Source organism: Pseudomonas sp. H1_F01 (genome assembly GCF_054681425.1).
On the sequence record NZ_CP162823.1, the window covers coordinates 6,316,482 to 6,337,597 of the forward strand.

Here is a 21,116-nt window from a genome sequence, read left to right on the forward strand (position 1 = left end):
TACCAATTCCCTATGACTATCCGTGAGTTACGGACTCTCTAATATGCATTGCGTTCAATCACACCGGTCCGACGGACGTCCGGATGGCATTCCCGACGAAAAAAAATGCTTATAATGCCCAGCGTTTTTTTTCGCTTTGTTGCAAGCACGGGTCCATCCCTGCACCTGGCGCCTTTTTCATTCTTTGCCTGGATATCCAAAAGCCTTGATTCGTCTGCTGAAATTTTTCGGATGGTCCATCGTCGCCGTTTTCTGCGGACTGCTCTTGGGCCTGAGCGGTGCCTTTCTTTACCTTAGTCCGGGATTGCCGTCCGTGGAGGCGCTGAGAAGTATTCAGTTGCAGATTCCTTTGCGGGTGTACAGCAGCGACAACAAGTTGATCGCCGAATTTGGCGAAATGCGCCGCACGCCGATCCGTTTCGCCGACATTCCCCCCAATTTCATCAATGCGTTACTAAGTGCTGAAGACGATAACTTCGCCAATCACTACGGCGTCGACCCGGGCAGCCTGATGCGCGCCGCCAGCCAACTGGTCAAGAGCGGGCATATCCAGTCCGGCGGCAGCACCATCACCATGCAGGTGGCCAAGAACTTCTTCCTGACCAGCGAGCGCAGCTTCTCGCGCAAGACCACCGAGATCCTCCTGGCCCTGCAAATCGAGCGGCAGCTGACCAAGGATGAAATCCTCGAGCTGTACGTGAACAAGATTTACCTGGGCAACCGCGCCTACGGCATCGAGGCGGCGGCACAGGTGTATTACGGCAAGTCGATCCGCGACGTGAGCCTGGCACAGATGGCGATGATCGCCGGCCTGCCCAAGGCACCCTCGCGCTTCAACCCGCTGGCCAACCCGGCGCGCAGCAAGGAGCGTCGCGACTGGATCCTGGGGCGCATGTACAAGCTCGGCAAGATCAGCGAGGCCGACTACACCGCCGCGATCAATGAGCCGCTGAACGCCAGCTATCACGTACCGACCCCGGAAGTGAACGCCCCGTATATCGCCGAGATGGCCCGTGCCGAGATGGTCGGGCGCTATGGCAGCGACGCTTACACCGAAGGTTTCCGGGTGACCACCACGGTGCCGAGCAACTTGCAGGAAATGGCCAACACCGCGCTGCACGAGGGCCTGATGACCTACGACCAGCGCCACGGCTACCGTGGCCCTGAATCACGCCTGCCGGGCAAGACCAAGGAAGCCTGGGCCCTGGAGCTGACCAAGCAGCGCACCATCAGCAGCCTGGAGCCGGCGATTGTCACGTCGGCGGACAAGGACGGCATCAAGGTGCTGACCCGTAACGGCGAGCAGGAAGAACATGTGGCCTGGGACACCATGAAATGGGCCCGGCCGTTCCTCAATACCAACAGCATGGGCGCCAACCCACGGCAACCGTCCGACGTTGCCCAGGTCGGCGACCTGGTCCGTGTCCAGCGCCAGGCGGACAACACTCTCAAGTTCAGCCAGATCCCGGCCGCCCAGGGCGCCCTGGTGTCCCTCGACCCGCAGGACGGTGCCATCCGTTCGTTGGTGGGTGGCTTCGCCTTCGAGCAAAGCAATTACAACCGCGCGTTGCAGGCCAAGCGCCAACCGGGCTCGAGCTTCAAGCCGTTCGTCTACAGCGCCGCCCTGGATAACGGCTACACCGCCGCCAGCCTGGTGAACGACGCACCGATCGTGTTCGTCGATGAATACCTGGACAAGGTCTGGCGACCGAAGAACGACACCAATACGTTCCTCGGCCCGATTCGCTTGCGTGAGGCGCTGTACAAATCCCGCAACCTGGTCTCGATCCGCCTGCTGCAGGCATTGGGCGTGGACCGCACCATCGACTACATCAGCAAGTTCGGCTTCAACAAGCAGGACCTGCCGCGCAACCTGTCCCTGGCCCTGGGCACCGCGACCTTGACGCCGATGGAAATCGCCACCGGCTGGAGTACGTTCGCCAACGGCGGGTACAAGATCACCCCGTACATCATCGACAAGATCGAAAGCCGCAACGGCGAGACGCTGTTCGTCGCCAACCCGCCACGCGTCCCCACGGGTGAGCAGGCCAGCGATGGCGTCGCCGCACCATCCACTGAGACGTTTACGGTCAATGCGACACCGGGCGAAGCCACCACGGCCCCGGGCCTGCCCCAGGCGCCCGCCATCGCGGAACGCATTGTCGATGGCCGCACCACTTACATCCTCAACAGCATGCTGCAGGACGTGATCAAGCTCGGCACCGGCCGTCGCGCCCTGGCCCTGGGCCGCACGGACCTGGCGGGCAAGACCGGTACCACCAACGAATCCAAGGACGCCTGGTTCTCCGGCTACAACGCCGACTACGTGACCACCGTCTGGACCGGTTTCGACCAACCCGAAAGCCTGGGTCGCCGCGAGTTCGGCGGCACCGTGGCGTTGCCGATCTGGATGAGCTACATGGGCGCCGCCCTCAAGGACAAACCGCCTCACACCCAGCCGGAACCGGAAGGCATCCTCAGCCTGCGGGTCGACCCGGTCAGTGGCCGCGCCGCTACACCGGGCACCCCGGGTGCGTACTTCGAACTGTTCAAGAGCGAAGACACGCCACCGTCGGCCAACGAGCTGGGCAACGGCGTCGCACCGGGTAGCCCGCTGCCGGCGGACGAGGCGGCGCCGATCGATCTGTTCTGACCGGGCCCCACCCCAAAAGCCCCGCCTTCGGAAGAAGTGCGGGGCTTTTTTTGTGTTGATCGTTCCCACGCTCCGCGTGGGAATGCCTCTACGGACGCTCCGCGTTCGGCTCTTGATGGAACGCGGAGCGTCCCAGGCTACATTCCCACGCGGAGCGTGGGAACGATCAACATACATCCCTGTGGGAGCAGAGCTTGCTCGCGATGGCGGCAGCTCAGCTTGCATCGATGTTGAATGCCCGACCGTAATCGCGAACAAGCTCGCTCCCACAGGGATTCTGCAGTGGTCACACAAAACCGGCTGGCACAAAAAAGCCCCGACTCACAGGAGCCGGGGCTTTTTTTGAAGCGCTACAACGGCTTAGCCGTTGAACACATCATCCACGCTCTTGAGCGGGTAGTTCTTCGGATACGGCAGGGTGGCCACGCCAGTCTCGATGGCGGCCTTGGCCACGGCGTCGGAGATCAGGGTGATCAGACGGGCGTCCATTGGTTTCGGGATGATGTACTCACGACCGAATTCCAGCTTGATGCCGCCGTAGGCGTCGCACACTTCCTGAGGCACCGGCAGCTTGGCCAGTTCGCGCAGGGCGTTGGCGGCCGCGACTTTCATTTCTTCGTTGATGCGCTTGGCGCGAACGTCCAGGGCACCGCGGAAGATGAACGGGAAGCCCAGTACGTTGTTGACCTGGTTCGGGTAGTCCGAACGGCCGGTGGCCATGATCACGTCGTTACGAGTTGCGTGAGCCAGTTCCGGGGCGATTTCCGGATCCGGGTTCGAGCAAGCGAACACGATTGGGTTCGGCGCCATGCGCAGCAGGTTTTCCGCGCTCAGCAGGTTCGGACCCGACAGGCCAACAAACACGTCGGCACCGTCCAGCGCGTCCGCCAGGGAGCGCTTCTCGGTCGTGTGGGCAAACACGGCCTTGTACTGGTTCAGGTCGTCACGGCCGGAGTGGATCACGCCGGTACGGTCGACCATAAAGATGTTTTCGATCTTGGCACCCATGCTCACCAGCAACTTCATGCAGGAGATGGCCGCAGCGCCAGCGCCGAGGCAGACGATCTTGGCTTCCGGCAGGGTCTTGCCGGCGATTTCCAGGGCGTTGATCATGCCGGCCGCGGTGACGATCGCGGTGCCGTGCTGGTCATCGTGGAATACCGGAATGTCGCACTGTTCGATCAGGGCGCGCTCGATCTCGAAGCACTCTGGTGCCTTGATGTCTTCCAGGTTGATGCCGCCAAAGGTGATGGAGATGCGCTTGACGGTGTCGATGAAGGCTTGCGGGCTCTCGGAATCGACTTCGATGTCGAATACGTCGATACCGGCGAAGCGCTTGAACAGCACGCCCTTGCCTTCCATGACTGGCTTGGAAGCCAATGGGCCGAGGTTACCCAGGCCGAGAATCGCGGTGCCATCGGAAATGACTGCAACCAGGTTGCCTTTACCGGTGTATTTGTAGGCCAGTTCAGGGTCGCGAGCGATTTCGCGGACTGGTTCGGCTACGCCGGGGCTGTAGGCCAGCGACAAGTCGCGAGCAGTAGCGGTGGCCTTGGTGAGCTCGACACTCAGCTTCCCTGGACGAGGATTAGCGTGATATTCGAGAGCGGCAGTTTTCAGATCAGACATGTGGGCATTCCGCTTTTACTGTGTTGGACAGACGGACCGCCGAGGATACGCGCCTCGCAAAGTCCCCACAAGACTGACCAGTCACTGCTGTCAAGCGCCCTGCCCTACGACTTTGGGCCAAGAGCCGCGAAACACAAGGGCCACATGCATACAATCCACTGATAAAATGTCTACAATTTTTTCTTACAAGACCGTTTGCAGCATGGCTGGATCGGTCAGCGGCAACATCCATCGCGCCTGCCCGGCCTTGTGGCCACCACGCCGGGCGCGGTCGACGACCCAGCCACGGGCCTCGATTTTTCGGCCCTTTAACCGCTTCAGGGCCGAGGCGTCGAAACGCCTCTGCACACCAGGTGCAATGTGCAAGACAACCGACCCCTGCAATTCAATCCAGATGCCACCGCGATTGCGCTGCACGTTTTCGACACGTGCGCTCATCAGCACGAAACCGGGCGCATTGATTTGCTCCGCTCGCACGACGGGCGATTTTTTCCAGAGACCGGATCCAGCTTGCCGCGCATGACGTTCGGCCACTTGCTGACAACTGACCAGGTCGACGTTCGGCGCGACCGCCACCAGAAACCCCAGCCCCTCGGCAATCAAACGCTCCTCGAGGTTCTCGCCCTGGGCGTTGTAGACATGGGCCAGCGTGCGACCGTAATCATCCCGATCATCCTTGCCAGGCAACACGCCCACTCGGCCATCGCTGGCGGCTACCAAGGCCTCGAGTCGCTGACGCGCCGCCACGGCGAATGGTTCGTCGGCGCGGCCTCGCTTGCCCAGTTCCGGACTATTGAGCCCAATCATCCGAATGCGCCGGCCATCCTCCAAGTACAAGGTATCGCCATCCACCACCCGTTGCACCGCCACCTGGGGCAGGTTACCCGGCGAAGGACAGGACGCCTGGGCGCCACAGAGCCAAATCGCAGACACAAAAAAGGCGCCCACAAGGGGCGCCTTTTTCATCAGTCTGGAGCGGTCGAGACGACCATCCAAAATGATCAGCCTCAGGCTTTTGGAGTAACTTTGCCGAAAGCACCGAAACGATCGGCGAACTTCTGAACACGGCCGCCGGTATCCAGAGTCTTTTGCTTGCCGGTGTAGAACGGGTGGCATTCGTTGCAAACGTCGATCGCCAGGGCTTTGCCGTAGGTCGAACGCGTTTCGAACTTGTTGCCGCAGCTGCAGGTTACGGCAATTACTGGGTATTCCGGATGGATATCGGTTTTCATGCTGTTTTCCTCAGGCTAGCGTGCCGCCACCCAACACTATTGTTGAATACCGCACGTAATTAGGCCGCGGATTCTACCAGACAACATCAATCACGCAAGCTATGACTTGTACCAACCGTCTGCTAGGCTCCCGGCCTCAAGCACAATCCCTGTGGGAGCGAGCTTGCTCGCGATTGCGACAGCACAGTCGACATCACCGTCACTGAACCACCGCCATCGCGAGCAAGCTCGCTCCCACATTGAATCGTGCTCAGCCTTGCGAATTTGTCCGCCTATCGAGATCCCCCGCGTGCCCGACGCCATCCTGCGCCTCGCCCTGCCTTCGCCCCTGCGCCGCCTGTTCGACTACCGCGCCCCGGCCGGGGTCCTGCGCGCCCAGTTGCACCCGGGCATGCGCCTGCGGGTGCCGTTCGGCCGGCGGGAGATGATCGGTATCCTGGTGGAGGTCACCGACCACAGCGAGGTCCCGGTCGACAAGCTCAAACCAGCCCTGGCCCTGCTCGATGCCACGCCACCACTGCCCGCCGCGCTGTTCAAGTTGTGCCTGTGGACGTCCCAGTATTACCAGCACAGCCTCGGCGACACCCTGAGTTGGGCGCTGCCGGTGCTGCTGCGCCAGGGCGAACCGGCCGAGGCGCGCCAGGAGCGGTTCTGGTCGGTGGCGCCCGGCGCCTCGCTGGACGATCCACGCATCGCCCGCGCCCCGCGCCAGCGCGAGGCCTTGGCGACCCTGGCCCAACATCCCCACGGCGTGGCGCATCAATTGTTGAGCAAACTGATGCTCAGCAAGGACAGCCTCGACCTGTTGCTGGCCAAGGACCTGGTTCAGGTGGAAGTGCGCAGGCACGCCCCCGGCGCCCGCCATGAACATTGGCTGGCCCAGCCGGAACTGCCGCTCAACGCCGAACAGCGGGCCGCTTGCGAAGCGATTCGCGCAGGTTTCGACAGTTATCACGCCTTTCTGCTGGCAGGTGTCACCGGCAGCGGCAAGACCGAGGTCTACCTGCAACTGATCCGCCAGACCCTGGAGGCCGGCAAGCAGGCGCTGGTACTGATTCCGGAAATCAACCTCGGCCCACAAACCCTGGCGCGCTTCGAACAGCGCTTCAACGCCCGGATCGCCCTGGTGCACTCGGCGGTCAACGACCGCGAACGCCTGGAAGCCTGGCTCGCCGCCCGTGACGGCGAGGCCGACATCATCATCGGCACCCGGTCGGCCCTGTTCACTCCGATGAAGAACCCTGGCCTTATCATCATCGACGAAGAACACGACGGTTCTTATAAACAGCAAGAAGGCCTGCGCTATCACGCCCGCGACCTGGCATTGGTGCGCGCCCGCCAGGAAAACATCCCGATCGTCCTCGGCTCGGCCACGCCATCGCTGGAAAGCCTGCACAACGCCTATACCGGCCGCTACGGCCTGCTGCGCCTCAATGAGCGGGCCGGCGGCGCCAAGCAACCGCGTTTCCTGCGCCTGGACGTGAAAAGTCGCCCGCTGGACAGCGGTATTTCGGGACCGATGCAGCAAGCCATCGGCCAGACCCTGGCTGCCGGGCAACAGGTCCTGGTGTTCCTCAATCGCCGCGGTTTCGCTCCGACGCTGTTGTGCCACGACTGCGGCTGGATGTCCGGCTGCGAACGCTGCGATGCGCGGATGACCGTGCATCAACGCCATGGCGAGCTGCGCTGCCACCATTGTGGCCACGTCGAGCGCGTGCCAAGGCACTGCCCGCAGTGCGGCAAAGTGGACTTGCGCCCGGTCGGCGCCGGCACCGAACGCGCAGAAGAACGGCTGGGCATCCTGTTCCCCGATTACCCGGTACTGCGGGTGGATCGCGACAGCACTTCGCGCAAGGACGCGATGAACCAGTTGTTCGCCACGATCCAGAAGGGCCAGCCGTGCATCCTGGTGGGCACGCAGATGCTCGCCAAGGGACACCACTTCCCACGGGTCACGCTGGTGTCGATCCTCGACGCCGATGGCGGACTGTTTTCCGGTGACTTCCGCGCCAGCGAGCGCATGGCGCAGTTGATCGTCCAGGTCGCAGGCCGGGCCGGGCGGGCCGAGGAGCCGGGTAAAGTGATCATCCAGACCCACCTGGCCGATCACCCGTTGCTGATCCAACTGACCGAACAAGGTTATTTCGCCTTCGCCGAGCAGGCCTTGAGCGAACGCCGCAGCGCCGGCCTCCCACCTTTTGCCCACCTGGCGCTGTTGCGGGCCGAAGCCCACAAGCCGGGGCAAGCCGAAGGCTTTCTCGATGAGGCCTGCAGCGAGGCAGAGCGCTTGCTGGCGGAGCAGAACCTCACCGGCATCGAACTCTTGGGCCCGGTGCCGGCGCCGATGGAACGGCGGGCCGGGCGCTATCGCGCGCAGCTTTTATTGCAGGCCAATGCCCGGGCGCCGCTGCATCGACTGCTGAGCGCCTGGCTGCTGGTACTGGAACAGATGCCCAGCGGGCGGGCGGTGCGCTGGTCGCTGGATGTGGATCCGGTGGATTTGTATTGATTCAGACATCGTCATCGCGAGCAGGCTCGCTCCCACAGGGAATCGCATTCCAATGTGGGAGCGAGCCTGCTCGCGATGACGCTCGAATAGTCACCACACATCCCCAACCGACCCGCTACAGTTGGCAAGCCCGTCTTCGCCACGGATAATGCCCAGTTTTTCCACCAGCGCATCGAAGCGCCGCCGCGCCTGCGGTTGAAAGAGAAGACCATGAAAGACACCATTCGCCAGCTCATCCAGCAAGCCATCGCCCAACTCGTCACTGAAGGTGTGCTGCCAGAAGGCCTGTCGCCGGCGATTCAGGTCGAAAACACCCGCGACAAGACCCACGGCGACTTCGCCAGCAACATCGCGATGATGCTCGCCAAGCCGGCCGGCATGAAGCCCCGGGACCTGGCGGAGAAAATCATCGCCGCCCTGCCGACCGACGAGAACGTCAGCAAGGCCGACATTGCCGGCCCCGGGTTCATCAACTTCTTCCAGAACACACAGGCCCTGGCTTCGCGCCTGGACGCGGCCCTGGCTGACGAGCGCATTGGCGTACGCAAGGCCGGTCCGTTGCAGCGCACCGTGGTCGACCTCTCGGCCCCCAACCTGGCCAAGGAAATGCACGTCGGCCACCTGCGCTCGACCATCATCGGCGACGGCGTGGCCCGGGTCCTGGAGTTTCTCGGCGACACGGTGATCCGCCAGAACCACGTGGGCGACTGGGGCACCCAGTTCGGCATGCTGATGGCCTACCTGCAGGAAAACCCCATTACCAGCGACGAACTGTCGGACCTGGAGAACTTCTACCGCGCCGCCAAGCAACGCTTCGACGAGTCGCCCGAGTTCGCCGACCGTGCCCGGGGCCTGGTGGTCAAGCTGCAGGCCGGCGATGCCGAGTGCCTGGCGCTGTGGAGCAAGTTCAAGGACATCTCCCTGTCCCACTGCCAGAAAATCTACGAGTTGCTGAACGTCAAATTGACCATGGCCGACGTGATGGGCGAAAGCGCCTACAACGACGACCTGATCAACGTGGTCAACGACCTCAAGGCCAAGGGCATGCTGGTGGAAAGCAACGGCGCCCAGTGCGTGTTCCTCGACCAGTTCAAGACCGCCGATGGCGAGCCGCTGCCGGTGATCATCGTCAAGGCCGACGGTGGCTACCTCTACGCCACCACCGACCTGGCAGCCGTGCGCTACCGTAACAGCGTGCTCAAGGCCGATCGGGTGCTGTACTTCGTCGACCAGCGCCAGGCCCTGCACTTCCAGCAAGTGTTCGAAGTCGCGCGCCTGGCCGGTTTCGTGACCCGTCCAATGGAGATGGAGCACATGGGCTTCGGCACCATGAACGGCGCCGACGGCCGCCCGTTCAAGACCCGCGATGGCGGCACGGTGAAGCTGATCGACCTGCTGACCGAAGCCCAGGACCGCGCCTACACCCTGGTCAAGGGCAAGAACCCCGAGCTGGCCGAGGACGAACTGCGCAAGATCGCCAAGGTCGTGGGCATCGACGCGGTGAAATACGCCGACCTGTCCAAGCACCGCACCAGCGACTACAGCTTCAACTTCGACCTGATGCTCAACTTCGAAGGCAACACCGCGCCGTACCTGCTGTACGCCTACACCCGCGTGGCGGGGGTGTTCCGCAAGCTCGGCAAGAGCTTCAATGAAGTGGACGGCCAGATTGTGCTTGAGGCCCCTCACGAACAGGAGCTGGCGGCGAAGCTGGCGCAGTTCGGTGAAGTGTTGAACAACGTCGCCGACAAGGGCACGCCGCACACCCTGTGCGCCTACCTGTACGATGTCGCCGGCCTGTTCTCCAGCTTCTACGAGAACTGCCCGATCCTCAACGCGCAAACCCCAGAGCAAATGCAGAGCCGCCTGCGCCTCGCCGCGCTGACCGGGCGTACGCTCAAGCAAGGCCTGGAACTGCTGGGCCTGGAAACCCTGGAGCGCATGTAAGTTGGCCGCCAAGAAAAAACCTGCACCCAAACGCGGCGCCAGTCGTTACCAGCCTCCAGCCAAAAAACCGATTCCGGGCTGGTTGTGGATGGCCATCGGCCTGACCGTCGGCGCTTTCATTGTGTTTCTGATGAAGCTGGAGCCGGGCCAGGGCGATGACGTCAAGCGCGTCCGGCAAGAGCAGCAGAAAGCCACGCGGATCGCCGAGGCCAACAAGACCCCGCCGAGCCCGACGCAACCGGTGAAGCCGAAGTACGACTTCTACACCTTGCTGCCGGAATCGGAAGTCATCGTGCCGCCCGATGCCGTGCCGGAGAAAACCCTGCCGACGCCGCAAGTGCCCACCACGCCGGTGACCCCGGCCGAAGCGGCGAAGATCGACACCGCTCGCGCCCAGGCGGCCCTGGCCGGCATCACGCCACCGCCGGCCCCTCCGGTGCAGAAAGCCGCGCCGGTGACGAAGTTCTTCCTGCAGGCCGGTTCGTTCCGCAAGGAAGCCGACGCCGACAAGGTCCGGGCGCAGATCATTCTGCTGGGCCAGTCCGTGTCGGTGGAGTCCGGCACCGTGAAGGACGAAACCTGGTACCGGGTACTGGTCGGGCCGTTCAGCAACCGCGAGGAACTGACCAAGGCCCAGAAGCAACTGGCTGGCAGCGGTTTCAGCAATCTGTTGTTACAACAACGCCAGAGCCGCTAGGTACACCGATCGTTCCCATGCTCTGCGTGGAAATGCAGCCCGTGACGCTCCGCGTCACTGGACGCGGAGCGTCCCTTGAGGCGTTCCCACGCGGAGCATGGGAACGATCATCGGGGGGCCGCTCGTCCCCTCTGCACCCCCGCAGTTGAAAAACCCCGCGCCACCCCCATATGAGTTCCATCCGGGCATTTTCGCCCCGCTGCGTGGAGACTCTCCCTTGACCACCATCGTTTCAGTCCGCCGTCATGGCAAAGTCGTCATGGGCGGCGACGGCCAGGTTTCACTGGGCAACACCGTGATGAAAGGCAACGCGAAGAAAGTCCGCCGCCTGTATCACGGCGAAGTCATCGCCGGTTTCGCCGGGGCCACTGCCGACGCCTTCACCTTGTTCGAACGTTTCGAAGGCCAGCTTGAGAAGCACCAGGGTCATCTGGTCCGTGCCGCCGTGGAACTGGCCAAGGAATGGCGTACCGACCGCTCCCTGAGCCGCCTCGAAGCCATGCTCGCGGTCGCCAACAAGGACGCCTCCCTGATTATCACCGGCAACGGCGACGTCGTTGAGCCCGAGGATGGCCTGATCGCCATGGGTTCCGGCGGAGCCTACGCCCAGGCTGCGGCCAGCGCCCTGCTGAAAAAAACCGACCTGTCGGCCCGTGAGATCGTCGAGACAGCCCTGGGCATTGCCGGCGACATCTGCGTCTTCACCAACCACACCCAGACCATTGAGGAGCAGGACCTCGCGGAATAAGCCTGTCCAGGCGAACCACGCCACGGCCCATTCTTGCTTGAGGACCACCCATTATTATGTCCATGACTCCCCGCGAAATCGTCCACGAACTCAACCGCCATATCATCGGCCAGGACGATGCCAAGCGCGCCGTCGCCATCGCCCTGCGTAACCGCTGGCGCCGGATGCAACTGCCCGAAGAACTGCGCGTCGAAGTGACCCCCAAGAACATCCTGATGATCGGCCCGACCGGTGTCGGTAAAACCGAGATCGCCCGTCGCCTGGCCAAACTCGCCAACGCGCCGTTCATCAAGGTCGAAGCCACCAAGTTCACCGAAGTCGGCTATGTTGGCCGCGACGTCGAGTCGATCATCCGTGACCTGGCCGATGCCGCCATCAAGCTGCTGCGCGAACAGGAAATCACCAAGGTCCGCCATCGCGCCGAAGACGCCGCCGAAGAGCGCATCCTCGACGCCCTGCTGCCACCGGCGCGCATGGGCTTCAGCGCCGACGCCGCCGCGACCCAGGACTCCAACACCCGTCAACTGTTCCGCAAGCGCCTGCGCGAAGGCCAGCTGGACGACAAGGAAATCGAGATCGAAGTGGCCGAAATGGCCGGCGTCGATATTTCCGCGCCGCCAGGCATGGAAGAGATGACCAACCAGCTGCAGAGCCTGTTCGCCAACATGGGCAAGGGCAAGAAGAAAAACCGCAAGCTCAAGGTCAAGGAAGCGCTGAAACTGGTGCGCGATGAGGAAGCCGGTCGCCTAGTCAACGAAGAAGAGTTGAAGGCCAAGGCGCTGGAGGCAGTCGAGCAGCATGGCATCGTGTTCATCGACGAAATCGACAAGGTCGCCAAGCGCGGCAATGTCGGCGGCGCCGATGTGTCCCGCGAAGGTGTACAACGCGACCTGCTGCCGCTGATCGAAGGCTGCACGGTCAACACCAAGCTGGGCATGGTCAAGACCGACCACATCCTGTTCATCGCCTCCGGGGCGTTCCACCTGAGCAAGCCGAGCGACCTGGTGCCGGAGCTGCAGGGTCGCCTGCCGATCCGTGTCGAGCTCAAGGCGCTGACGCCGGAAGACTTCGAGCGCATCCTCAGCGAGCCCCACGCGTCGCTGACCGAACAGTATTGCGCGCTGCTCAAGACCGAAGGCCTGAACATCGAGTTCACCCCCGAAGGCATCAAGCGTCTGGCCCAGATCGCCTGGCAGGTCAACGAGAAGACCGAGAACATCGGTGCCCGTCGCCTGCACACGCTGCTCGAACGCTTGCTCGAGGAAGTCTCGTTCAGCGCCGGCGACCTGGCCAGCGCCCACAACGAAGCGCCGATCCTCATCGACGCCGAGTACGTCAACAGTCACCTGGGCGAGCTGGCGCAGAACGAAGACCTGTCGCGGTATATCCTGTAACCCACAATTACAGGAAAACGCGGACCTGTGGGAGCGGGCTATGTGGGAGCAAAGCTTGCTCGCGATCCAGGCGCTGCGGTCCTCAAGAGACCGCGGCGTTTTCATCGCGGGCAAGCCTTGCTCCCACACAGCCCGCTCCCACATTTGACGGTGTCGTTTTATAGATCAAGATGTCCTTCCGAGACGGATCACAGGCCATGACCAAACTCCCCACCGCCATCAACCTGCACAAAGCCTCCAAGACCCTGACGCTCAAATACGCGCCGGACGAGGAGTATCACCTGCCCGCCGAGTTCCTGCGGGTGCACTCGCCTTCCGCCGAGGTCCAGGGCCACGGCAAACCCATCCTGCAATATGGCAAGCTCAACGTTGCCCTGACAAAGGTCGAACCGGCCGGCCAGTACGCACTGAAACTGACCTTCGACGACGGCCACGACAGCGGGCTGTTCACCTGGGACTATCTCTACCAGCTGGCGGTGCGTCAGGAAGACTTGTGGAACGATTATCTTGGCGAACTCAAGGCCGCCGGAAAAACCCGCGATCCGAACGAGTCCGTCGTCAAGCTGATGCTCTAGCTCAAGGGCTGGCGCTTTAGGGCGAATTTTCTAGACTCATCTGCTTGAATGCCCGCGCGGCAACGTCAATGACTGGCCTGCTTGCGAAAAAAATTAAACTCGGGTAACCAATGGAGCTGGCAAGTTCCCTGCAAAGGAACCGACAAGTTCCTGGCATACGTTTCCTCATTGGCCCTCGATGCGGAATTAACGGTCACCCGAGCAGCGTACCTGGTATTGGCTGTGTGGCTTGCGGCACACGATCCGGGTACTCGTCTGAAGGACAATGGAGCGTCGTAGATGAGCAACAAGAACAACGATGACCTGAAGTATCAAGCCTCGGAAAATACCCTGGGGTTGAATCCCGTCGTCGGCTTGCGCAGAAAAGATCTGCTGGCCTCTGCCCGCATGGTGCTGACCCAGGCCATCAAGCAACCGCTGCACAGCGTCAAGCACGTCGCCCATTTCGGCGTCGAACTCAAGAATGTCCTGTTCGGTAAATCCGAACTGCAACCGGCCGGCGACGACCGTCGCTTCGCTGACCCGGCGTGGAGCCAGAACCCCCTCTACAAACGTTACCTCCAAACCTATCTGGCGTGGCGCAAGGAGCTGCACGCCTGGATCGATGACAGCAACCTCTCGCCCGCGGACATCAGCCGCGGGCATTTCGTGATCAACCTGATGACCGAAGCCATGGCCCCGACCAACTCGGCGGCCAACCCCGCGGCAGTCAAGCGCTTCTTCGAAACCGGCGGCAAGAGCCTGTTGGATGGCCTGTCCCACCTGGCCAAGGACCTGGTGCACAACGGCGGGATGCCGAGCCAGGTCAACATGGGTGCGTTCGAGGTCGGCAAGAGCCTGGGCGTGACCGAAGGCGCCGTGGTGTTTCGCAACGACGTGCTGGAGCTGATCCACTACCGGCCCATCACCGAGCAGGTCCACGAGCGACCGCTGCTGGTGGTGCCGCCACAAATCAACAAGTTCTACGTATTCGACCTGAGCCCGGACAAGAGCCTGGCGCGCTTCTGCCTGCGCAGCAACGTGCAGACCTTCGTCATCAGTTGGCGCAACCCCACCAAGGAGCAGCGCGAGTGGGGCCTGTCGACCTACATCGAGGCGCTCAAGGAGGCGGTGGACGTGGTCACGGCCATCACCGGCAGCAAGGACATAAACATGCTCGGCGCCTGCTCGGGCGGCATCACCTGCACCGCGCTGCTGGGCCATTACGCCGCCCTCGGCGAGAAAAAGGTCAATGCGCTGACCCTGCTGGTCAGCGTGCTCGACACCACCCTGGACACCGACGTGGCGCTGTTCGTCGACGAGCAGACCCTGGAAGCGGCCAAGCGCCACTCCTACCAGGCCGGTGTACTCGAAGGTCGCGACATGGCCAAGGTGTTCGCCTGGATGCGCCCCAACGACCTGATCTGGAACTACTGGGTCAACAATTACCTGCTGGGCAACGAGCCGCCCGTGTTCGACATCCTGTTCTGGAACAACGACACCACGCGGCTGCCGGCGGCGTTCCACGGCGACCTCATCGAAATGTTCAAGAACAATCCACTGATCCGTCCCAATGCACTGGAAGTGTGCGGCACGCCCATCGATCTCAAGCAGGTCACCGCCGACATCTACTCCCTGGCCGGCACCAACGACCACATCACGCCATGGAAGTCCTGCTACAAGTCGGCGCAGCTGTTTGGCGGCAAGGTGGAGTTCGTGCTGTCGAGCAGCGGGCATATCCAGAGCATCCTCAACCCACCAGGCAACCCCAAGTCGCGCTACATGACCAGTGATGACATGCCGGCCAAGGCCGAGGACTGGCAGGAGAATTCAACCAAGCACACCGACTCCTGGTGGTTGCATTGGCAGGCCTGGCAGGCCGAGCGCTCGGGCAAACTGAAAAAAGCCCCGACCGTGCTGGGCAACAAGGCCTACCCGGCCGGTGAAGCGGCGCCCGGCACTTATGTGCATGAGCGGTAATGGATGCAACTCGTCTGGCGCGGGAGTGGGCTTGCTCACGAATACATCCCGCCAGCCGACACTGAATGCAAGGCCCACAGCGCTGGCGAACATAAAACTCATGTTCACAGCAGATCCCATGTGGGAGCGAGCTTGCTCGCGATGACGGCGGCACATTCAACACCTGTATGTGCTGACACATCGCAATCGCGAGCAAGCTCGCTCCCACAGGGGATCGGGGAAAATGAAAGACAGCGACCCAACCCACAGGGCTTGAAGCATGCCGCAACCGTACATCTTCCGTACCGTCGATCTGGATGGCCAGACCTTGCGCACCGCGGTACGTCCCGGCAAGCCTCACTTGACGCCGCTGCTGATTTTCAACGGCATCGGCGCCAACCTCGAGCTGGTGTTCCCGTTCATCCAGGCCCTGGACCCGGATCTGGAAGTCATCGCCTTTGACGTACCCGGTGTCGGCGGTTCATCGACACCCAACCGGCCGTATCGCTTTCCTGGCCTGGCCAAACTCACCGCGCGAATGCTCGATTACCTGGACTACGGGCAGGTCAATGTGATCGGCGTGTCCTGGGGGGGCGCCCTGGCCCAGCAGTTTGCCTATGACTACCCCGAGCGCTGCAAGAAGCTGGTGCTGGCGGCCACGGCGGCCGGGGCGGTGATGGTGCCGGGCAAACCAAAGGTGCTGTGGATGATGGCCAGCCCCCGGCGCTACATTCAACCGTCCCATGTGATGCGTATCGCACCGCTGATCTACGGCGGTTCGTTCCGTCGCGACCCGAGCCTGGCGGCCAGCCATGCGGCCAAGGTTCGTTCGGCGGGCAAGCTCGGTTATTACTGGCAACTGTTCGCCGGGCTGGGCTGGACCAGCATCCACTGGCTGCACAAGATCCACCAGCCGACCCTGGTGCTGGCCGGCGACGACGACCCGCTGATCCCGCTGATCAACATGCGCATGCTGGCCTGGCGCATTCCCAACGCCCAATTGCACATCATCGATGACGGCCATCTGTTCCTGATCACTCGGGCCGAGGCGGTGGCGCCGATCATCATGAAATTCCTGGAGGAAGAACGTCAGCGTGCGGTGATGCATCCGCACCCCTCACCACTGGGCGGCTGAAACCGCCCATTAGCGCCTGGCAGGACGCCGGACCGCGCAGCGACCCGAAACAGCGACTATGTTGTCTGGTTCGGTGTGTTTGTTTTTAGCCTGATGACGAAGGAGTTGACTCATGCGCGACAAACCGGCGAAGGGTTCCATGCCCGCCCCTGCCAGCTTCATCAACGCACAAAGTGCGGTCACCGGCCTGCGTGGCAGGGACCTGCTGTCCACCTTGCGCAGCGTTGCCGTACACGGCTTGCGCAACCCGGTGCACAGTGCCCGGCACGCGTTGAAGCTGGGCGGTCAACTGGGCCGAGTGCTGCTGGGCGAGACCCTGCACCCCACCAACCCCAACGACCAGCGTTTCGCCGACCCCACCTGGCAGCTCAATCCGTTCTACCGCCGCAGCCTGCAGGCCTACCTGAGCTGGCAGAAGCAGGTGACGAGCTGGATCGACGAAAGCACCATGAGCCAGGATGACCGCGCCCGCGCCCACTTCGCCTTCGCCCTGCTCAACGACGCCGTTTCACCGTCCAACACCTTGCTCAACCCGCTGGCGGTCAAGGAGCTGTTCAACTCCGGCGGCACCAGCCTGGTTCGAGGCCTCAGCCATCTGGTGGACGATCTGCTGCACAACGATGGGTTGCCGCGACAAGCCACCCCCCATGCCTTTGAAGTCGGCAAGACCCTGGCGACCACTCCCGGCGCGGTGGTGTTTCGCAACGAATTGCTCGAGCTGATCCAGTACCGGTCCATGAGTGAAAAGCAATACGCCAAGCCGTTGCTGATCGTGCCGCCGCAGATCAACAAGTTCTACATTTTCGACCTGAGCCCTTCCAACAGCTTCGTCCAGTACGCCCTGAAAAACGGTTTGCAGGTCTTCATCATCAGTTGGCGCAACCCCGACGTACGCCACCGAGAATGGGGCCTGTCCAGCTATGTCGAGGCCGTGGAAGAAGCCATGAACGTCTGCCGGGCGATCACCGGCGCCCGCGAGGTCAACCTGATGGGTGCCTGTGCCGGGGGCATGACCATCGCCGCCCTGCAAGGCCACCTGCAAGCCAAGCGCCAGTTGCGTCGGGTCGCCAGTGCCACGTACCTGGTGAGCCTGCTGGACAGCCAGATCGACAGCCAGGCCTCGCTGTTCATCGACGAGCAGACCCTCGAAGCCGCCAAGCGCCGCTCCTATCAGAAAGGCATCCTCGATGGCCGCGACCTGGCCCGGGTGTTCGCCTGGATGCGCCCCAACGATCTGATCTGGACTTACTTCATCAACAACTACCTGCTGGGCAAGGAGCCGCCGGCCTTCGACATCCTCTACTGGAACAACGACTGCACCCGCCTCCCGGCGGCTTACCACGGCGACCTGCTGGACTTCTTCAAGCACAACCCGCTGACCCATCCCGGCGGCCTGGAAGTGTGCGGCACGCCCATCGACCTGCAGAAAGTGACGGTGGACAGCTTCAGTGTGGGCGGCATCAATGACCACATCACGCCGTGGGACGCGGTGTATCGCTCGACCCTGTTGCTGGGTGGCGAAAAACGCTTCGTGCTTTCCAACAGCGGCCATGTCCAGAGCATCCTCAACCCGCCGGGCAACCCCAAGGCCAACTTCATCGAAAGCGCAAAATTGAGCAGCGACCCACGGGCCTGGTACTACGACGCCAAGCACGTCGAAGGCAGTTGGTGGACCCCATGGCTGGGCTGGATCCAGGAGCGTTCCGGCGCCCAGCACGAAACCCAGATGACCTTGGGCAATGCGAACTACCCGCCTCTGGACGCAGCTCCCGGCACCTATGTTCGCGTGCGCTGAAGGCCTTACCCCACGGCCAGGCGATTGGCCGTGGCATGACTTGATCATTAAGAAGACCGGATGAAAACCCGCGACCGCATCCTTGAATGTGCCCTGCAATTGTTCAACGAAAAGGGCGAACCGAACGTCTCCACCATGGAAATTGCCAACGAAATGGGCATCAGCCCGGGCAACCTCTATTACCACTTTCATGGCAAGGAACCGCTGATCCTCGGGCTGTTCGAGCGATTCCAGGGCGAACTGGCGCCGCTGCTGGACCCTCCGGCGGACGTGCAGTTGGCGCCGGAAGACTACTGGCTGTTCCTGCACTTGATCGTCGAGCGCCTGGCGCAGTACCGCTTTCTGTTCCAGGACCTGTCGAACCTGGCTGGGCGCCTGCCGAAGCTGGCCAAGGGCATCCGTCAGTTACTCAATGCCCTGAAGCGCACCCTCGCCTCACTGCTGGCACAGCTCAAGGCCCAGGGATTGCTGGTCAGCGATACCCAGGCCCTGGGGCAACTGGTGGAGCAGATCACCATGACCTTGCTGTTCTCCCTGGACTACCAGCGGATCCTGGACCGCGAGGGCGAGGTTCGGCTGGTGGTCTACCAGATCATGATGCTGGTCGCCCCACACCTGCCGCCCGCGACCAAGGTCGCGACTGAGCAACTGGCGTTGCGCTACCTGGAAGAACACGAGTAACCCAGTGTGACGCTCGTCCCCACGCTCCGCGTGGGGATGCAGCCCGGGACGCTCCGCGTCCCAAACAGCGGAACGCAGAGCGTCCCCGGAGGCATTCCCACGCGGGAGCGTGGGAACGAGCGCCCGACCTTCACAGGCCGGGCGTTTTTGCATGTCCCGCAGAATCAGGACTGGGTGGTAGGCGTCGATGGAGCCGGCGCTGGAGTTGGCGTGGCGACCGGGGTCGGAGCGGCGGCGGAGTTCGCCGGGCTCGTCGGGGTCGCCGGTTTGGCGGCTGCGGTCGGCGCCTTCGGTGCAGCGGCTTTCGGCGCGGCCGGTTTTTTCACGGCCGGTTTTTTCGCCGCAGCAGGTTTGGCCGCCGCTTTTGCCGCAGGCTTGGCGGCGGGTTTCGCTGCCGGTTTGGCAGCTGCCGTTTTAGCCGCGGGTTTAGCCGCAGGTTTGGCCGCAGGCTTGGCTGCCGCTTTGGCCGCAGGTTTGGCCGCTACCGGTTTGGCCGCCGCCTTGGCAGCAGGCTTGGCCGCAGCAGTTTTAGCCGCGGGCTTGGCCGCTGCTTTCGCCGCAGGTTTGGCAGCGGGTTTCGCCGCAGCCTTGACCAGTGGCTTGGCCGCCGTTTTAGCAGCCGGCTTGGCCGCTGCAGTCTTGGTCGCCACCGGTGCGACCTTGGCGCCGGTGAGTTTTTCGATCTGCTTGGTCAGGGTGTCGACCTTGCTGTGCAGTGCCTTGACTTCATTACGGCTCGGCACACCCAGGCGCGAGATCGCACTGTTCAGGCGCTTGTCGAAAGCCCCTTCCAGTTCGTCCCATTTGCCCAGTGCACGATCCTTCACGCCGCCGATTCGCGACTTGGCGGACTCGGCAGAGTCCTTGGCTGCATCGACTTGTTTGCCGACTGCCGTCTTGGTGAGTTTTTCGGCCTTTTCGCCGTCCTTAACCAGGGACTCGAAGAGCTTGCTGCCGTCAGTGTCGATCTTCGAGTACACGCCTAAACCAGCAAGCCAGATTTTGCGGGAATACTTTTCAATCTTCCCGGCCCACGAGCTGCCCTCTTTTTCTGTGATTTTTTTGCCAGCCATCCCGTTCTCCTTAATGTTTACGCGCGACACGTTCGAGCAATGCTGTCAGCTCATCGAGCTTAGCAGAGAGTGTCTCAACGTCATGTTTAGACGGAATGCCGATACGATTCAAGGCACTTGCAACACGGGCATCGAATACCTTCTCGACTTTATCGAGTTGTACTTCAACCCGGGCCTTGAAAGTATTGACGTCGCTCTTGGCTTCAATCAATTCGCTGTTGGCCGCTTCAAGTTTTCCGGCAATTTTCTTTTTGCCTTTGGTTTCAATAACTTCGCCAGCCTTTACCAACTCCTGAAAGTACTCGCTGCCTTCCTGGCCGACCTTCGTGTAGGCGCCCAGGCCCGCCAGCCAGATCTTGCGCGCGTACGTTTTCACGTCGCTGAGCGTGGAAGATTCAACGTCGGTTTTTTTCTTCAGAATAACTTTGGCCATGGTGCACCTCACTCGAAAAAAGGTTTGAGGAACTGCCCGCACATGGACGGGCTCAGGCACAAAGTAGTGAGAATAATTAGAAAGGGCACCCTAACAACTGACACAAAACCTGAGGGCGATGACTTCCCATGTGGGAGCGAGCTTGCTCGCGATTGCGGTGGACCAGCAACATTGATGTTGAATGACTCGCCGCTATCGCGAGCAAGCTCGCTCCCACAGGTGGACAGGTGGTGAACTTGAGTCATGCATTCCACCCACCCTTTCAATCAATCAAGCCAACGCCTTATCCAACGCCTTTTCGATTTCCGTCTTGATCGTGCCGCTCATGGCCGACATCAACATGCCCAGCTCCACGTCGACGCGGATCGAGTCGTCGCCCACATGCACTTCGCCCTTTACCCCGGAACGCTTGAGTTTCAGGGTGTCGCCCTCCCACTGCGGCTCCAGGCCATAGCTGTCGGACAACTTCTGCGCCAGCTTGTCGGCTTTCTCTCGCGCCACTTCCTTGCCCAGGCCATGGGCACGCTCAACAGTTATACGGGCCATCGGGTGACTCCTGTTTTATCGGGACTTGCCTGAACGTTTCAGACCCTGGCTGCGTCAAAACGTCCCGGCGGTAGCCCATCTTACCTTCAGCCTTGCCAAGACAAAGCCCTCCACCGGGATTAGAATGTCCC

At 62.0% G+C, this 21,116-nt stretch carries 17 protein-coding genes; 11 read left to right on the forward strand and 6 right to left on the reverse strand.

Annotated elements, in window-relative coordinates; all coding sequences use genetic code 11:
- Positions 1-208: 208 nt before the first annotated feature.
- Entirely contained in the window at positions 209-2,653 is a 2,445-nt protein-coding gene (locus AB4O09_RS28410) for a penicillin-binding protein 1A (protein WP_371916716.1), read from the forward strand.
- A 360-nt stretch (positions 2,654-3,013) separates the two neighbouring features.
- On the opposite strand, the gene AB4O09_RS28415 is transcribed toward AB4O09_RS28410, so the two are convergent.
- The 3 genes from AB4O09_RS28415 to rpmE all read right to left on the reverse strand — a co-directional run bounded on the left by AB4O09_RS28415 (position 3,014) and on the right by rpmE (position 5,514).
- Positions 3,014-4,282 carry a malic enzyme-like NAD(P)-binding protein gene (locus AB4O09_RS28415; protein WP_003196970.1) on the reverse strand — a complete coding sequence of 423 codons (1,269 nt, stop codon included), beginning with the start codon at positions 4,280-4,282 and terminating at the stop codon, positions 3,014-3,016.
- A gap of 183 nt (positions 4,283-4,465) precedes the next feature.
- A complete protein-coding gene (locus tag AB4O09_RS28420; RefSeq protein WP_032833087.1) occupies positions 4,466-5,248 on the reverse strand; it encodes a thermonuclease family protein in 783 nt (260 codons plus the stop codon).
- 41 nt (positions 5,249-5,289) lie between these two features.
- On the reverse strand, positions 5,290-5,514 hold the full coding sequence (gene rpmE / locus AB4O09_RS28425) for a 50S ribosomal protein L31 (RefSeq protein WP_003196965.1): 225 nt from the start codon (positions 5,512-5,514) through the stop codon (positions 5,290-5,292).
- Positions 5,515-5,803: 289 nt separating this feature from the next.
- Here rpmE and AB4O09_RS28430 point away from each other — a divergent pair, with 289 nt between their 5' ends.
- The 10 genes from AB4O09_RS28430 (at position 5,804) to AB4O09_RS28475 (ending at position 18,933) form a co-directional block, all read left to right on the forward strand.
- Entirely contained in the window at positions 5,804-8,023 is a 2,220-nt protein-coding gene (locus AB4O09_RS28430; protein WP_003196963.1) for a primosomal protein N', read from the forward strand.
- Positions 8,024-8,233: 210 nt separating this feature from the next.
- Positions 8,234-9,970, forward strand: coding sequence for an arginine--tRNA ligase (argS, locus tag AB4O09_RS28435; RefSeq protein WP_003196962.1), 1,737 nt, complete (start codon positions 8,234-8,236; stop codon positions 9,968-9,970).
- Between the two features lies 1 nt (position 9,971).
- Positions 9,972-10,667: an SPOR domain-containing protein gene (locus AB4O09_RS28440; protein WP_003196959.1), complete on the forward strand. Its 696-nt coding sequence runs from the start codon at positions 9,972-9,974 to the stop codon at positions 10,665-10,667.
- Positions 10,668-10,884: 217 nt separating this feature from the next.
- Positions 10,885-11,415: an ATP-dependent protease subunit HslV gene (hslV, locus tag AB4O09_RS28445; protein WP_003196958.1), complete on the forward strand. Its 531-nt coding sequence runs from the start codon at positions 10,885-10,887 to the stop codon at positions 11,413-11,415.
- Positions 11,416-11,471: 56 nt separating this feature from the next.
- Positions 11,472-12,809, forward strand: a complete 1,338-nt coding sequence (gene hslU / locus AB4O09_RS28450; protein ID WP_013692087.1) for an ATP-dependent protease ATPase subunit HslU — start codon at positions 11,472-11,474, stop codon at positions 12,807-12,809.
- 197 nt (positions 12,810-13,006) lie between these two features.
- Positions 13,007-13,384, forward strand: a complete 378-nt coding sequence (locus AB4O09_RS28455; RefSeq protein ID WP_003196952.1) for a gamma-butyrobetaine hydroxylase family protein — start codon at positions 13,007-13,009, stop codon at positions 13,382-13,384.
- Positions 13,385-13,663: 279 nt separating this feature from the next.
- Positions 13,664-15,343: a class II poly(R)-hydroxyalkanoic acid synthase gene (gene phaC / locus AB4O09_RS28460; protein ID WP_003196950.1), complete on the forward strand. Its 1,680-nt coding sequence runs from the start codon at positions 13,664-13,666 to the stop codon at positions 15,341-15,343.
- A gap of 259 nt (positions 15,344-15,602) precedes the next feature.
- On the forward strand, positions 15,603-16,457 hold the full coding sequence (gene phaZ / locus AB4O09_RS28465; RefSeq protein WP_003196948.1) for a poly(3-hydroxyalkanoate) depolymerase: 855 nt from the start codon (positions 15,603-15,605) through the stop codon (positions 16,455-16,457).
- 112 nt (positions 16,458-16,569) lie between these two features.
- A complete protein-coding gene (gene phaC / locus AB4O09_RS28470) occupies positions 16,570-18,252 on the forward strand; it encodes a class II poly(R)-hydroxyalkanoic acid synthase (protein ID WP_028237523.1) in 1,683 nt (560 codons plus the stop codon).
- A 60-nt stretch (positions 18,253-18,312) separates the two neighbouring features.
- Complete coding sequence (locus AB4O09_RS28475) at positions 18,313-18,933, forward strand: TetR/AcrR family transcriptional regulator (RefSeq protein ID WP_003196944.1); 621 nt, start codon at positions 18,313-18,315, stop codon at positions 18,931-18,933.
- Positions 18,934-19,097: 164 nt separating this feature from the next.
- Here the strand turns inward: AB4O09_RS28475 and AB4O09_RS28480 are convergent, their stop codons facing one another.
- From AB4O09_RS28480 to AB4O09_RS28490, 3 genes are all read right to left on the reverse strand, one after another.
- Positions 19,098-20,006: a phasin family protein gene (locus AB4O09_RS28480; RefSeq protein WP_003196942.1), complete on the reverse strand. Its 909-nt coding sequence runs from the start codon at positions 20,004-20,006 to the stop codon at positions 19,098-19,100.
- 10 nt (positions 20,007-20,016) lie between these two features.
- Complete coding sequence (locus AB4O09_RS28485; protein WP_003196940.1) at positions 20,017-20,439, reverse strand: phasin family protein; 423 nt, start codon at positions 20,437-20,439, stop codon at positions 20,017-20,019.
- 270 nt (positions 20,440-20,709) lie between these two features.
- Positions 20,710-20,985 carry a polyhydroxyalkanoic acid system family protein gene (locus tag AB4O09_RS28490; RefSeq protein ID WP_003196939.1) on the reverse strand — a complete coding sequence of 92 codons (276 nt, stop codon included), beginning with the start codon at positions 20,983-20,985 and terminating at the stop codon, positions 20,710-20,712.
- Between the last annotated feature and the right edge of the window lie 131 nt (positions 20,986-21,116).